Annotated in this window: 15 protein-coding genes; 4 read left to right on the forward strand and 11 right to left on the reverse strand. The window is 69.5% G+C overall.

Annotated elements, in window-relative coordinates:
* Positions 1 to 82 precede the first annotated feature (82 nt).
* The 4 genes from ACWGJM_RS34830 to ACWGJM_RS34845 all read right to left on the reverse strand — a co-directional run bounded on the left by ACWGJM_RS34830 (position 83) and on the right by ACWGJM_RS34845 (position 4,398).
* On the reverse strand, positions 83 to 1,432 hold the full coding sequence (locus ACWGJM_RS34830; protein ID WP_453415759.1) for a hypothetical protein: 1,350 nt from the start codon (positions 1,430 to 1,432) through the stop codon (positions 83 to 85).
* Complete coding sequence (locus ACWGJM_RS34835) at positions 1,422 to 1,973, reverse strand: DUF6114 domain-containing protein (protein ID WP_453415760.1); 552 nt, start codon at positions 1,971 to 1,973, stop codon at positions 1,422 to 1,424. Before ACWGJM_RS34835 ends, ACWGJM_RS34830 begins: the two co-directional genes overlap by 11 nt.
* A 135-nt stretch (positions 1,974 to 2,108) precedes the next feature.
* Positions 2,109 to 2,780 carry a DUF6230 family protein gene (locus ACWGJM_RS34840; protein WP_453415761.1) on the reverse strand — a complete coding sequence of 224 codons (672 nt, stop codon included), beginning with the start codon at positions 2,778 to 2,780 and terminating at the stop codon, positions 2,109 to 2,111.
* Positions 2,781 to 3,417: 637 nt separating this feature from the next.
* Positions 3,418 to 4,398, reverse strand: coding sequence for a tetratricopeptide repeat protein (locus tag ACWGJM_RS34845; protein WP_453415762.1), 981 nt, complete (start codon positions 4,396 to 4,398; stop codon positions 3,418 to 3,420).
* Between the two features lie 239 nt (positions 4,399 to 4,637).
* Between ACWGJM_RS34845 and ACWGJM_RS34850 the strand changes: the two genes are divergently transcribed.
* Positions 4,638 to 5,276 (forward strand): TetR/AcrR family transcriptional regulator, encoded by a 639-nt coding sequence (locus ACWGJM_RS34850; protein ID WP_453415763.1) that lies wholly within the window; start codon positions 4,638 to 4,640, stop codon positions 5,274 to 5,276.
* Between the two features lie 200 nt (positions 5,277 to 5,476).
* On the opposite strand, the gene ACWGJM_RS34855 is transcribed toward ACWGJM_RS34850, so the two are convergent.
* From ACWGJM_RS34855 to ACWGJM_RS34885, 7 genes are all read right to left on the reverse strand, one after another.
* Entirely contained in the window at positions 5,477 to 7,177 is a 1,701-nt protein-coding gene (locus tag ACWGJM_RS34855; RefSeq protein ID WP_453415764.1) for an acyl-CoA mutase large subunit family protein, read from the reverse strand.
* Between the two features lie 97 nt (positions 7,178 to 7,274).
* Positions 7,275 to 7,613, reverse strand: a complete 339-nt coding sequence (locus tag ACWGJM_RS34860) for a DUF3817 domain-containing protein (RefSeq protein ID WP_453415765.1) — start codon at positions 7,611 to 7,613, stop codon at positions 7,275 to 7,277.
* Positions 7,614 to 7,684: 71 nt separating this feature from the next.
* On the reverse strand, positions 7,685 to 8,194 hold the full coding sequence (locus ACWGJM_RS34865) for a MarR family winged helix-turn-helix transcriptional regulator (RefSeq protein ID WP_132853431.1): 510 nt from the start codon (positions 8,192 to 8,194) through the stop codon (positions 7,685 to 7,687).
* A 124-nt stretch (positions 8,195 to 8,318) separates the two neighbouring features.
* Positions 8,319 to 8,993 (reverse strand): TetR/AcrR family transcriptional regulator, encoded by a 675-nt coding sequence (locus ACWGJM_RS34870; protein WP_453415766.1) that lies wholly within the window; start codon positions 8,991 to 8,993, stop codon positions 8,319 to 8,321.
* Entirely contained in the window at positions 8,990 to 9,532 is a 543-nt protein-coding gene (locus ACWGJM_RS34875; RefSeq protein WP_453415767.1) for a hypothetical protein, read from the reverse strand. The genes ACWGJM_RS34870 and ACWGJM_RS34875 overlap by 4 nt, the downstream gene beginning before the upstream one ends.
* Before the next feature lie 160 nt (positions 9,533 to 9,692).
* Positions 9,693 to 9,986: an MTH1187 family thiamine-binding protein gene (locus tag ACWGJM_RS34880; RefSeq protein WP_453415768.1), complete on the reverse strand. Its 294-nt coding sequence runs from the start codon at positions 9,984 to 9,986 to the stop codon at positions 9,693 to 9,695.
* Positions 9,983 to 10,333: a DUF3817 domain-containing protein gene (locus ACWGJM_RS34885; RefSeq protein ID WP_453415769.1), complete on the reverse strand. Its 351-nt coding sequence runs from the start codon at positions 10,331 to 10,333 to the stop codon at positions 9,983 to 9,985. The genes ACWGJM_RS34880 and ACWGJM_RS34885 overlap by 4 nt, the downstream gene beginning before the upstream one ends.
* A 149-nt stretch (positions 10,334 to 10,482) precedes the next feature.
* Here ACWGJM_RS34885 and ACWGJM_RS34890 point away from each other — a divergent pair, with 149 nt between their 5' ends.
* Genes ACWGJM_RS34890 through ACWGJM_RS34900 form a run of 3 tightly spaced genes read left to right on the forward strand, consistent with a single transcriptional unit; the run spans position 10,483 to position 12,570 of the window.
* Entirely contained in the window at positions 10,483 to 11,115 is a 633-nt protein-coding gene (locus tag ACWGJM_RS34890) for an AIM24 family protein (protein ID WP_453415827.1), read from the forward strand.
* Between the two features lies 1 nt (position 11,116).
* Positions 11,117 to 11,767: an AIM24 family protein gene (locus tag ACWGJM_RS34895; RefSeq protein ID WP_453415770.1), complete on the forward strand. Its 651-nt coding sequence runs from the start codon at positions 11,117 to 11,119 to the stop codon at positions 11,765 to 11,767.
* On the forward strand, positions 11,764 to 12,570 hold the full coding sequence (locus ACWGJM_RS34900; RefSeq protein WP_453415771.1) for an AIM24 family protein: 807 nt from the start codon (positions 11,764 to 11,766) through the stop codon (positions 12,568 to 12,570). The genes ACWGJM_RS34895 and ACWGJM_RS34900 overlap by 4 nt, the downstream gene beginning before the upstream one ends.
* The last annotated feature ends 1 nt before the right edge of the window (position 12,571 follow it).

The following is a 12,571-nucleotide window of genomic DNA, read 5'->3' on the forward strand; positions in this document are numbered from 1 at the left end:
GGACTGTGCCCCACCGGGTCGAAACCCGGTGGGGCACAGTCCTTCGCGGCTCCCGGAAAGGTCCGTTGAGGTACTACTACGCTCAGCCGTCGATGTACTGGCGCATCCCGGGGATGTTCAGGTTGCCGCCGAACTGGGCTGCCTGGACCACCTTGACGTTGGTCATGTAGATGAACGGGATGTTCAGCGGCGGCGGGCTGTCGGGGGTGAACGTCACCGGGAGCAGGCCCAGCAGGTTGCCCGAGATACTCTCGGTGTACATCGTGGTCTTGCCGCCGGTGATCTTCGAGGTCGATCCCTTGGCCGCCTGCACGTGGTAGGTCTTGCCCGACTGCTTGTCCTTCACCGTCTGGTGCAGGTCGCCGATGTCGGTACCGTCGGAGATGACGTACTTGAGCACCTTCTTCGTGGCCCCGCTGGCCGTCCTCACCTCGACGATGCCCTGGTAGTCGGCGCCCTTCAGCGTCAGCGAGCTGGCGTCCAGGTACCAGGGGTCGTCCGGAACCAGAACGTGGTTGTCGACGCCGCCGGTCTTGTCGGTGGCCGCCGGGCAGTCGTCCGGGGACGTGCTGGAACTGGCGGACGGATCGGGCGTGGCCGACGCGGTCGCGTCCTTGGCCGCCTCGGTGGCGTCCCCGGCCGTCTTGGTCGCCTTGTCGGTGGTGTCCTTCACGGTGTCCGTGACCGTCTTGGCCGCCTTGGAAGCGGTGTCCTTGACGGTGTCGGTGGCGCTGCCCTTGTCGGCGGAGCCGGACGAGGAGGACGTACCCGAGGAGGTCGAGGCGGCCGGCGACGACGACTGGGACGCGGAGGGCGTCGGGCTCGCGGACGTGCCGGAGTCCTTCGTACCGCCGGTGAGGACGTCCCCGATCGTGTCACCGATGGTGTCCAGCAGGCCGCCACCGCTGCTCTGGGAGGCCGACGGGGTGGGGGTGGGCGTGGCGGCCGTGTCGCCGCTGCCGGAGCCCGAGTCGGAGGAGCCTGAGGTCGCGGTCGGCTTGGGCGTGGCCTTGTCGTCGGTACCTGAATCCGACGAAGAGGTCTTGCCCGTGTCCTTGCCGGTGTCCTTGGTGCTGTCCTTGCCGGCGTCGGCGGAGGCCGAGGGGGCCGGCGTCGCCGTGCCGGTGGACTCGCTCGCCGACGGCGACGGCGACGCCGAGGCGTCCTTGGAGTCGTCGAGCGCCTTGACGCAGTCCTTGTACTCCGCGGCCTTCTGGCTGTTGGACGTGCCGGCACTGTCCGCGATGGCGAGCGAGGACGTCACGCCCAAGCCCATGAGCACCGCGGTCGGCATCGCCACGGTGGCTATCGCCTTGCCGGCCGGCATGTGGAACCTGGTGAACAGCGGCTTCCTTGGTGCCGCGTGGCGGGGCCCGGTTCTCGCGCGGGACCCGTCCACATCGGTCCCGTGGGTCGCCTCGTCAGCCGGCACTGTGCCTCCCGTTCGCCCCGTTGGCCGGGCTCGTTCCTGTCAGGTCGTTCGGTCCGTGCACTCCGTCCGCCGCGGTGTCGAACGCGGTCTCGGGAGCACCACCGTCTTCCATCCCGGTCTCCTCAGCGGTCTCCGGCTGCGGTGGCGTACCCGGTGCCCAGGCGACACCCATCGCCCCACCGATGAGCGCGAGCAGGAAGCCGACCACGAAGCCCCCGAAGTTGGAGACGGGGATGGACACCAGCCCCAGCAGGATTGCGGCGACGCCCGCGAAGACGTTGATGTGCTTCTGCAGCCAGAGGCTGAAGCCCAGGACGACCAGCAGCACGCCGATGATCAGAGAGCCGGCGCCCGCGGTAGTGGACATCGCCAGCGTCAGGTGGCCGACTTGGAGATGCGCGTACGGGAAGTACATGATCGGAAGGCCAGCGAGCATGACGAACAGACCGGCCCAGAACGGCCGCGTGCCTCGCCAGGCGCGGAACTGCAGCCTCCGGCGGGTGAACTGGCCGGATTCGGCAGCAGGAGTCTCGGCGCTCATGGAAAACAGCTCCCTGGTGCGGCGTTGCTGTGGTGAGGGTGTGTTGCGTTGGGAATGTGGGGGGGCAGTGAAAGGGCGGCCGTATACCGGACAGGCGGGGGGCGCCTTCGGCTCCCCCCGCCCGCTACCGAGTGCCTAGTAGCACTCGACGCCCTCACCGCTGCCCTTGTGCAGCGACATGTGCAGCCCGGGGAGCTTGAAGGTGCCAGCGGTGGTCGCCCACGCCGTCTGCTTCACGCCGGTGAGCTTCGCCGTCTCGGCCTGCTGGCCGAAGCCCGACGGGTTGGCGGCTTCCTTGCCGCCCTTCATGCCGGGGCCCGTGCCGCCCTTGGCCTTGCCCATGCTGCCGGCGGCCACACCGATGTCGATGTTGCCGAACTCAGCGCTCGTCGTGCCGAGGTCGTCGACGTCGATGTACAGGTTCTTGGCGTAGACCTGCCCGTCCTTGTTGCTGCTGTCGCCGGCCTTGAGCGTCAGCGTGACGGTGCCGACCAGCGGCAGGTTCGGTGTCACGACGGACTGGCACATCTTCTGGATGTGCGCTTCGTCGAACGCCGAGACCGCGACGGCGTGACCCGTCTTCTCCCCGCTGAGGGTGTAGCCGGTGTCGAGGGCACCGTACTGGTTGAAGCCCGTGCCCTCGAGCGAGTCCGCGGTGACCTTGAACTCCTGCCCCGACACACTGAACGACGCGGCAAGGGCACCCTGCGCAAGGGCGACACCTATCGCGGCCGTAGCGGCGACGCTGGGCACCATGACCACAGCGAACCGCTTCCATCTGGTCCCGCCACGCACCTGGGACTCCATATTTCCTCCTTCTCGGACGTACATCTCCTGGCCCTCGTTCGCCGCCGATTCGGCGGCTCAGCCGGGCAGGGATGGGAGAAGTGCTACGTCCTCGGGAAGGGGAGCGCCCGATCTCGGTGGCGCGAACCGCGACCGAATCACCGGCGATCACCCCCGAGCGACAACCACTGGTCGCGCCTGACACGCATCACGCACAACCTTGCTGGACAGGCTTCGCCGTACGGCGAAGACCCCCCTGTCCTAGAGCCGGCGCCACTGCCGCCGACTCTGCTCGGTGGGGACCCAGATTGCCTCGTTGACCCGACCGGCTGTCGGGGTACGGGAATGGACCGAGCGTCGCCGATCGTGGTGCATTCTCGCCGCCCGCACAAGGGGGTTCGTTACTGGCTAGTAACGGCCGGATAACCGAAGAACGACCCGGCGGTCTCGGAGTGCGACGCTCGGTGGCATCCAAGGGCAGAACAAAACTATTGATCCTTGGACGGAACCAGACAGATCCGCGCTCTGGTTTTACTGCGAGTAACAGCGGCCGCGTTTACCAAGATTTGGTAAAGCGCGGCCGCCCTGTCGCCGCACCGGCGAATCTTTCACTCCGGCATCACATGCCCGGAAGGTTTAGCGACTGGTCAACAGCCGCTCAGAACAGGGCGCGAGCCAGCGCCCGGCGCGCCCCCACGACCCGCGGGTCCTCCGAGCCGACCACCTCGAAGAGCTCGAGCAGCCGGCGCCGGACGGCGTCCCGGTCGTCACCCACCGTGCGCCGCACGGTCTCGATCAGCCGCCCGAACGCGTCCTCGACGTGCCCGCCCACCAGATCGAGGTCGGCGGCCGCGATCTGCGCCTCGACGTCGCCCGGCTTGTCGGCCGCGTCCCGCCGCACCTGCTGCGGGTCCATGCCCTGCACCCGCTCGAGCAACTCGGCCTGCGCCAGGCCCAGCTTGGCCTCGATGTTGCCCGGGTCGTCATTCAGTACGTTCTTGTACGCCTGGACGGCCCCGCCCAGATCCCCGGCGTCCAGGGCCTGTACGGCGGCCTCCAGCAGGGCGTCGTACGGACCCGCCGGCACCCCCGCCTCCGCCGGTACGCCGCTGCCGGGCTGGGCGTCCGGGTCGACGGCCAGGCCGGTCAGCCCGAAGCGCTGCTCTGCGACCTGCACCAACTGGTCGAGGGTCTCCCGGATCTGCGCCTCGCCGGCGGCGCCCTGGAAGAGCGGCAGCGCCTGTCCCGCGACGACCGCGAAGACGGCCGGGATGCCCTGCACCCCGAACTGCTGCATCAGCATCTGGTTGGCGTCGACGTCGATCTTGGCGAGCAGGATGCGGCCGTTGTATTCGACGGCCAGCCGCTCCAGCACCGGGCTCAGCTGCTTGCAGGGCTGACACCACTCGGCCCAGAAGTCGATGACGACCGGGACCTCGGCGGACCGCTGGAGGACGTCGCGTTCGAAGGTGGCCTCGTCGACATCGATGACGAGATCGGCCGGTGAGACGGCACCGGTGCCGCCGCCCTGCCGGGCGGCCTCGGCGCGTGCCTGCTCCGCCTTGGCCTTGGCGTCCTGGGCCGCCTTCACCGCGGCGAGGTCGACGACGCCGCTCATGGACATGTTCCGTGGCTGCATGCGTCTATCCTCCCCCGTTCCCGCGCGTGTGTGAAAAAGCGTTGTGAAGCCGGTCTGCTGCGTGGCTGCGGCGCCGGGTCCCCACCCACGCCATGTGGTCGTCGCCCGTGCGGTCCCGCGAGCTTTCGCAACGAGCTTTCGCTACGAGTCGTAGCGTAATGCCATCGCGGGTGCGGGCGACACCCCACCCCGGTGATCTCCCTCACGGCCTCACAGGAACCGCCGGTTATGGTCGGGGCATGCAGAGCCACACCCCCGCCGGCCGTCCGGGCCGCCCGCGCAGCGCCGCCGCGGACGCCGCGATCCTGGCCGCGACCCGGGAGGCGCTGGTGGAACTGGGCTGGTCCAAGCTCACCTTGGGAGACGTGGCCACACGGGCCGGGGTTGCGAAAACGACGCTCTATCGCCGCTGGGCGGGCAAGAACGAACTCGTCGTCGACGCGGTGGCCGAACTCTTCGACGAGCTCGAACTCCCCGACCGCGGCAGCCTCTCAGCCGACATCGAGGGCGTGGTCCTCCAGTTCGCGGCCATCCTGGCCCGCCCGGAGGCCAAGAGCGGCCTGATGGCCGCGGTCGCGGAATCGACCCTCGACGACGCCCTGCGCGAACGCGTCCGCGCCTCGATCGTGGACCGCCAGAAACGCCTCGTCCTCGAGGGCCGCGCCCGCGCCCAGGCCCGCGGTGAACTCCCCCCGGAACCCGACCCCGCCGAAGCCGCCCGCACGGCCGACCTCATCTTCGACGTCGTCGCCGGCGCGGTGGTCCACCGCACCCTGGTGAGCGGCAAACCAGCGGACGAGGAATGGGTCCAAAGCTTCACCCGCCTACTACTCCACGGCCTGGCCTCCGCCACCACCACCGGCGATCTCGCGACGTAGCCCCGCGGGCCCCACAGATCCGGTCCGCGAGACATACCCCCGGGACACAGCCCCAGCGACAGCACCGGCCTCGGGTGCAACCCCGGAGCGGGGACCGAAGTGACGGCGGCCCGGGAGCGGGGACGAAGGGACGGCAGCCCCCGAGGGGGGTCGGGGGGCGCAGCCCCGAGGGGGGCGGGGGCGCAGCCCCCCGGGGCGGGCTAGAAGCCCGCCGGCTCCGTGTAGACCCCCCACTCGTCCCGCAGCACCTCGCAGATCTCCCCCAGCGTCGCCTCCGCCCGTACCGCGTCCAGCATGGGCTCGATCATGTTGGTTCCGGAGCGCGCGGCGGTCAGCATGCCGTCCAGAGCCGCACGCACGCGCGCCTCGTCCCGCGCCCCCTTGCGCGCCCCGAGCTCGCGGACCTGCTCCCGCTCCACTTCATGGCTGACCCGCAGGATCTCCAGGTCCCCGGTGACCGACCCGGTGTGGACGTTGACGCCCACCACCCTCTTGTCACCCTTCTCCAGCGCCTGCTGGTAGCGGAAGGCGGACTCGGCGATCTCCCCGGTGAACCAACCGTCCTCGATCCCGCGAAGGATCCCGGAGGTGATCGGCCCGATCGGGTGCTGACCGTCGGGGTGCGCCCGCAGGCCCCGCTCCTTGATCTGGTCGAAGATCTTCTCGGCGTCGGCCTCGATCCGGTCCGTCAGCTGCTCGACGTACCAGGAACCGCCCAGCGGGTCGGCCACGTTGCCGACCCCGGTCTCCTCCATCAGCACCTGTTGCGTCCGCAGCGCGATCTCCGCGGCCTGCTCGGAGGGCAGGGCAAGGGTCTCGTCCAGGGCGTTGGTGTGCAGCGAGTTGGTCCCGCCGAGCACCGCCGCCAGCGCCTCCACGGCCGTACGCACCACGTTGTTGTACGGCTGCTGGGCCGTCAGCGACACCCCGGCGGTCTGCGTGTGGAACCGCAGCCACTGCGCCTTCTCGCTCCTCGCCCCGTACACGTCCCGCATCCACCGCGCCCAGATCCGCCGCGCGGCCCGGAACTTGGCGATCTCCTCGAAGAAGTCGACGTGCGCGTCGAAGAAGAAGGAGAGACCGGGCGCGAAGACGTCCACGTCCAGGCCCCGCGACAGCCCCAGCTCGACGTAGCCGAATCCGTCCGCGAGCGTGTACGCCAGCTCCTGCGCGGCCGTCGAACCGGCCTCCCGGATGTGGTAGCCGGAGACGGACAGCGGCTTGTACGCGGGGATGCCGGCCGCGCAGTACTCCATCAGGTCACCGATCAGCCGCAGATGCGGCTCGGGCTGGAAGAGCCACTCCTTCTGGGCGATGTACTCCTTGAAGATGTCGGTCTGGAGCGTGCCGTTGAGCACCGACACGTCCACGCCCTGCCGCTCGGCGGCGACCAGGTACATGCAGAAGACGGGCACGGCCGGCCCGCTGATGGTCATCGATGTCGTCACGTCGCCCAGCGGAATGTCCTTGAACAGGACCTCCATGTCCGCCGCCGAGTCGATGGCCACCCCGCAGTGCCCGACCTCGCCCAGCGAGCGGGGGTCGTCGGAGTCGCGCCCCATCAGCGTCGGCATGTCGAAGGCGACGGACAGTCCGCCACCGCCGGCGGCCAGGATCATCTTGTAGCGCTCGTTGGTCTGCTCGGCGTTGCCGAACCCGGCGAACTGCCGGATGGTCCACGTGCGCCCGCGATAGCCGGTCGGATACAGGCCGCGCGTGAAGGGGTACTCCCCCGGCCAGCCGATCCGCTCGAAGCCGTCGTACGTGTCCCCCGGCCGGGGTCCGTACACCGGCTCCACGGGATCGCCTGAGAGCGTGGTGAAGTCTGCGTCGCGCTTGCGCGCGGCGTCGTAGCGAGCCTGCCAGCGACGGCGGCCTTCCTCGATGGCGTCAGCGTCCATGCCTTCAAATTTACTAGGACGTCCTAGTAAATGTCGACGGCTGGCCGCCGCGCGGTGCTCGCGCGGCGGTGGAGGCTCATGGTCTGCCCGGCGGACCCTACGCCTTGGCGACGGCCGGAGCCTGGTCCACGGCGCTGGACTCCAGCTCGTGGCTGATCTTCCGCTCGACGAAGAACGCGGCGGTCGGGATCGTCCCCGCGAGCAGCACCCACAGCTGCTTGCCGACCGGCCACTTGGCCTTGGACCCCAGGTCGAAGGCGAAGATCAGGTAGACGACGTACAGCCAGCCGTGGGCGATGGCGACGACACGGGTGAAGTCGGCGGCGCCGTCGATGTGAAGCCCGTACTTCGCGATCATGCTCAGGCACAGCAGCACCAGCAGCACACCGGTGGTGTAGGCCATGACGCGGTAGCGGGTCAGCACGCTCTTTTTCATGCCGTCGAGCGTAACCGCCCGTTCCGGGAGATCTTGTCCCGGGTCGCTCTCGGCTCAGTCCCCGTCGAAGCTCAGTCCTCGTCGAAGTCGTGCGCCGCGATCCTGAGCGGGCGCAGCATCGCGAAGAGCTCCGCGCACTCCTCGGCGTCGTACACCCCGAGGCCGAAGTCCATCGCCATCAGGTCCCGGGTGGCCGCGTCGACCACCTCGCGGCCCTTGTCGGTGATGCTGGCGAGCGTGCCGCGCCCGTCGTTCGGATTGGGCCGCTTGGCCACCAGCCCGGACTTCACCAGCCGGTCGACGGTGTTCGTCACGGAGGTGGGGTGCACCATGAGCCGCTCACCGATCTTGGACATCGCCAGTTCCCCGGCCTTGGAGAAGGTGAGCAGCACCAGCGCCTCGTACCGCGCGAAGGTCAGTCCGTACGGCTTGACCACCGCGTCGACCTCGGCCAGCAGGATCTGGTGCGCCCGCATGATCGAGGTGATGGCCGCCATCGACGGCACGTTTCCCCACCGCTGCTTCCAGAGCTCGTCGGCGCGGGCGATGGGGTCGAAGGGAAGGCTGAGAGGCTTCGGCACGTCACCAGACCCTACCCGCCGGTCACATTCCGGTCAGCTCCGTCTCGGCTTTCGGTCGCCGGGGCTTCCCGGCGCGGACTTCCCGGTGCGGACCGGCCCGGACCGGACCGGCCCGGACCGGCGGTCAGGGACGGCCCGTCCGGCGCAGATGGTGGCGCACCGCCCGCTGGGCCACGGGCCCGAGGTCCTCCAGGGCGGCCACGAGCGCGCCGAGCTGCTCCAGGGCGTCGAGGGCCGCGTGGGCGCCCGCCTCGTCCACGCCCTCGTACAGTTCGATGCCGACGAAGGACGCGGCGATCGCGCGGGCCAGTTTCGCGGGGTCGGTGAACTCACCGAACGGGGTCGCCGCGAGCACCCGTCCGAGCACCTGCTCCATCTCCGCGATCCACAGGTCGAGGCCCGCCGTCGTGGCCGGTCCCAGGGCCTCGTGCGTCTGCGCGCCGGCCAGCAGCTGGCCGAGCAGGGCGACGTGGCCGCCGGCCCGCTCCTCTGCGTGGATCTCCCGGCCCACGGCCAGAAGCTCGGAGAGGGAGGATACGGACGCGAGCCGGGTACGGTGCCGGGCCACCGCGTTCTCCGCGCCGTACCGGCAGGCCGCCGCGAGGAGTTCGTCCACCGAGCCGAAGTGGTAGAAGACCAGCGCCTGATTGACCCCGGCCGCCGCCGCGACCGTACGGGCGGACGTCTTGGCGATCCCCTGCTCGGTGAGGACACGCAGGGCGCCCTCCAGGAGTTTGGTCCTGGTCTCCTGGGCTTTGCCCTGTGACTTGGCCTGGGACTTCGCCTGCTCCGGGCTCATGACCGGTTCTCCAGGGTGCGCAGGACGCACGGGCTGCCGACGGGCGGGGGCGGGGTGCGCCGGCAGCGGCGGGCGGCCGGGGTGCAGGACAGGGGCGCCTTGAAGAGGGCGAGGAAGACACCGACGACGAGGAGCAGCGGGCACAGGAAGGCCACGGCGGCACCGAGCGGGCCGAAGAGGGGAGCGGCGGGACCGAGGCTCAGACCGGTGGCGCAGACGGTGAGCACCAGCGCGCGGACCGCGAGCTCGGCCAGCCAGTTCCGGCGTGCTCGCTCCGGGGTGATGCCGCGCTCGATCCACAGCCTCAGCCGGTCCAGGGACCAGGCCGTCGCCCAGCCCCTGAGGGGGCGCAGCAGCAGCCGGTGGTCGTAGCCGACGAGGAAGCGGACGCCGTCGGCGTCGGGGACACAGCGCCAGTGGTCGATGAAGGCCAGGCGGGACGCCCAGCGTCGCCGCTGCGACGGTTCCTGGGTGCGTTCCCGGAGCTCGTCGAGGTCGGCCCGTATGCGCGTCTCTATGTGGAGCGCTCGGAGCGCCATTGTCGTGTCCCCCTGTCGGTCGGCCGGACCGGCCGTTTGAGCGACCGCTCAACCACCTGCCCACCGGAAGTTACACCTCTTTGAGCAGTCGCTCAAAGAGGTGTGCGTGCGGGCGGACATGAGAAAACCCCGGCACTGGGCCGGGGTTGGGAAGGCGGAGCTAGCCGGCCAGGTGCCGCTCGACCGTCTCCACCTTGGAGGTGAGGCCGTCGGTCACACCGGGACGGATGTCGGCCTTCAGCACCAGCGACACACGTGGGGCGCGTTCCTCGACGACGGCGACGGCACGCTTGACGACGGCCATGACCTCGTCCCACTCGCCCTCGATGGAGGTGAACATCGCGTCGGTGCGGTTGGGCAGGCCCGACTCGCGGACCACGCGGACGGCGTCGGCGACGTACTCCCCCACGTCCTCGCCGACACCCATGGGCGTCACGGAGAAGGCGACGATCATGCGTTCACGACTCCTTCCTTGCGGGCGCGGGCGGCGATGACCGCGTCCTCGGCCTCGCGGCGGAGCCTGCGCTCGGCGATGAAGCCGCCACCGGGGATGATCGAGTAGGCGAAGTACATGGCCCCCGTCCCCTTGTCCCACTTGGTGCGGTTCCAGGCGTCGAGCCAGAAGAGCACGTAGAGGATGAACAGCACGCCGTGGATCGGGCCCAGCACGGGGGCGACGTCGAAGCCGGAGGCGACCGTGTACTTGATCACCGTGCAGGACGCGAGCACGATCCAGGAGATGCCCTCCGGCACGGAGACCAGGCGCAGGCGGCGGATGGCGGAGGCTGTCTTGAGATCCACGGGTCACCTTCGGGGGGAGAGTCGCTGACGACGCGGTCGCCTTGTGAACGGAAGCACAAACTTCGCCCCATTGTGACAAACGACCGCCCGGCCCCCGCGAGAGGGGTCTGTCCGTCCCTCCTGTCCGCCGCTACCTTCACCACGTGGCGATGTTCCGACTCCAGGGAAGCAAGGTGCTCGCCGTCGACATGACCGGCGATGCCGTCAAGGCGAAGAACGGCTCCATGGTCGCGTACGACGGCCAGATGGCCTTCAAGAAGCTGAGCGGGGGCGGTGAGGGTCTGCGGGGGATGGTGACCCGGCGGCTCACCGGCGAGCAGATGACCGTGATGGAGGTGAAGGGCCACGGGACGTGCTGGTTCGCCGACCGGGCCTCGGAGATCAACCTCGTCGCCCTCCAGGGGGACAAGCTGTACGTGGAGTCGAGCAACCTGCTCGCGACCGACGCCGGGCTGCGGACCGGGACGACCTTCACGGGGCTGCGCGGCGCCTCCCAGGGCAACGGGCTGTTCACGACGACCGTCGAGGGGCACGGGCAGGCGGCGATCCTGTCCGACGGGCCGGCGGTCGTGCTCCGCGTCAGCTCCCAGTACCCGCTGATCGTCGACCCGGGCGCCTACATCGCCCACCAGGGCAACGTCCGGCAGTCCTTCCAGTCGGGTGTGACCTTCCGCACCTTCCTGGGAGAGGGCGGCGGCGAGGCCTTCCAGATCCGGTTCGAGGGGGACGGCCTGGTGTACGTACAGCCGAGCGAGCGGAACACGATCGCGGGGGACGTGTGACATGGCGCTCCGCGAGATCAACTCCAAGATGGTCGAGGCCACCGTCGTGCCCGGGCAGCGGCTGTTCAGCCAGCGCGGCGCGATGCTCGCCTACAAGGGCGACGTCTCCTTCACGCCCAACATCCAAGGCGGGCAGGGCGGGATCATGTCGATGCTCGGGCGGCGCGTCGCCGGCGAGGCCACACCCCTCATGACCGTGGAGGGCAGCGGCACCGTCTTCTTCGGGCACGGCGGCCACCACGTCCACGTCATCAACCTCTCCGGCGACACCCTCTACGTGGAGGCGGACCGGCTGCTGGCCTTCGAGGGCACCTTGCAGCAGGGGACGATGTTCATGGGCTCGCAGGGCGGGGTCATGGGCATGGTCCGGGGGCAGGTCACCGGGCAGGGCCTGTTCACGACGACCCTCCAGGGACACGGGGCGGTGGCGGTGATGGCGCACGGCGGGGTCTTCGAGGTCCCGATCACACCGCAGCGGCCCGTACACGTCGACCCGCAGGCGTACGTCGCCCATCACGGCGACGTACGCAACAAGCTGTCCACCGCTCTGGGCTGGCGCGACATGGTGGGGCGCGGCTCCGGCGAGGCGTTCCAGCTGGAGCTCAGCGGCAATGGCACGGTGTTCGTCCAGGCCTCGGAGGAGAAGCTGTGAGCGGGTACGGAACCCCCGGCGGGCCCGTGGTGTACGACCCCATGACGCTGCCCGTCGACGACAACGTGAACAAGTACACCTTCTGCGTGGAGCTCAAGAGCGCTGAGTGGTTCCTCCAGAAGGGGAAGATGATCGCCTACTACGGCGCGATCGAGTTCAGCGGGATCGGGCACGGGCGACTCGACCGACTTGTCCGTACGTCGTTTCATTCGCCTCTGCACGCGAGCGACTGGGTCGTGGCGTCGGGGTCGGGCAAGATGCTGCTCGCCGACCGGGCGTTCGATGTCAATTCGTACGACTTGGACGACGGCAACCTGACCATTCGCTCGGGCAACTTGCTAGCTTTTCAGCCAAGTCTTGCTCTCAAGCAGTCGATCGTGCCGGGTTTTCTGACACTCATCGGAACCGGAAAGTTCGTGGCCGCATCTAACGGTCCGGTGGTGTTCATGGAGCCCCCCATCCGGGTGGACCCGCAGGCGCTCGTCGGCTGGGCCGACTGCCCGTCGCCGTGCCATCACTACGACCATGGGTACCTCACGGGCGTAATGGGCGGTCTACGTGCGATGACAGGGCTCGGCGGGGCCTCTGGGGAGGAGCATCAGTTCGAGTTCGTGGGGGCCGGGACGGTGTTGCTCCAGTCGACCGAGACGCTGATGGCGGAGCAGGCGACGGGGGCGGTTCCGCATCAGCCGGGTGTGCCCGGTGGTGGCGCGGGGTCGCCGGGTGGACACGGAGCGCAACCGCCTGCGGCACCGCGCCTTCCCGGACAGCTGGGGGACCTCCAGCGTCGCTTCGGGCTGTGAG

The sequence above is a fragment of the Streptomyces sp. NPDC054834 genome, assembly GCF_053611185.1.

Excerpts from the sequence above, each read along its gene's own strand:
- ACWGJM_RS34875 (WP_453415767.1), bottom strand. The coding sequence starts at position 9,532 with ATGGCGCTCCGAGCGCTCCACATAGAGACGCGCATACGGGCCGACCTC.
- ACWGJM_RS34870 (WP_453415766.1), bottom strand. The coding sequence starts at position 8,993 with ATGAGCCCGGAGCAGGCGAAGTCCCAGGCCAAGTCACAGGGCAAAGCC.
- ACWGJM_RS34840 (WP_453415761.1), bottom strand. The coding sequence starts at position 2,780 with ATGGAGTCCCAGGTGCGTGGCGGGACCAGATGGAAGCGGTTCGCTGTG.
- ACWGJM_RS34855 (WP_453415764.1), bottom strand. The coding sequence starts at position 7,177 with ATGGACGCTGACGCCATCGAGGAAGGCCGCCGTCGCTGGCAGGCTCGC.
- ACWGJM_RS34895 (WP_453415770.1), top strand. The coding sequence starts at position 11,117 with ATGGCGCTCCGCGAGATCAACTCCAAGATGGTCGAGGCCACCGTCGTG.
- ACWGJM_RS34880 (WP_453415768.1), bottom strand. The coding sequence starts at position 9,986 with ATGATCGTCGCCTTCTCCGTGACGCCCATGGGTGTCGGCGAGGACGTG.
- ACWGJM_RS34850 (WP_453415763.1), top strand. The coding sequence starts at position 4,638 with ATGCAGAGCCACACCCCCGCCGGCCGTCCGGGCCGCCCGCGCAGCGCC.
- ACWGJM_RS34845 (WP_453415762.1), bottom strand. The coding sequence starts at position 4,398 with ATGCAGCCACGGAACATGTCCATGAGCGGCGTCGTCGACCTCGCCGCG.
- ACWGJM_RS34860 (WP_453415765.1), bottom strand. The coding sequence starts at position 7,613 with ATGAAAAAGAGCGTGCTGACCCGCTACCGCGTCATGGCCTACACCACC.
- ACWGJM_RS34890 (WP_453415827.1), top strand. The coding sequence starts at position 10,483 with ATGTTCCGACTCCAGGGAAGCAAGGTGCTCGCCGTCGACATGACCGGC.
- ACWGJM_RS34835 (WP_453415760.1), bottom strand. The coding sequence starts at position 1,973 with ATGAGCGCCGAGACTCCTGCTGCCGAATCCGGCCAGTTCACCCGCCGG.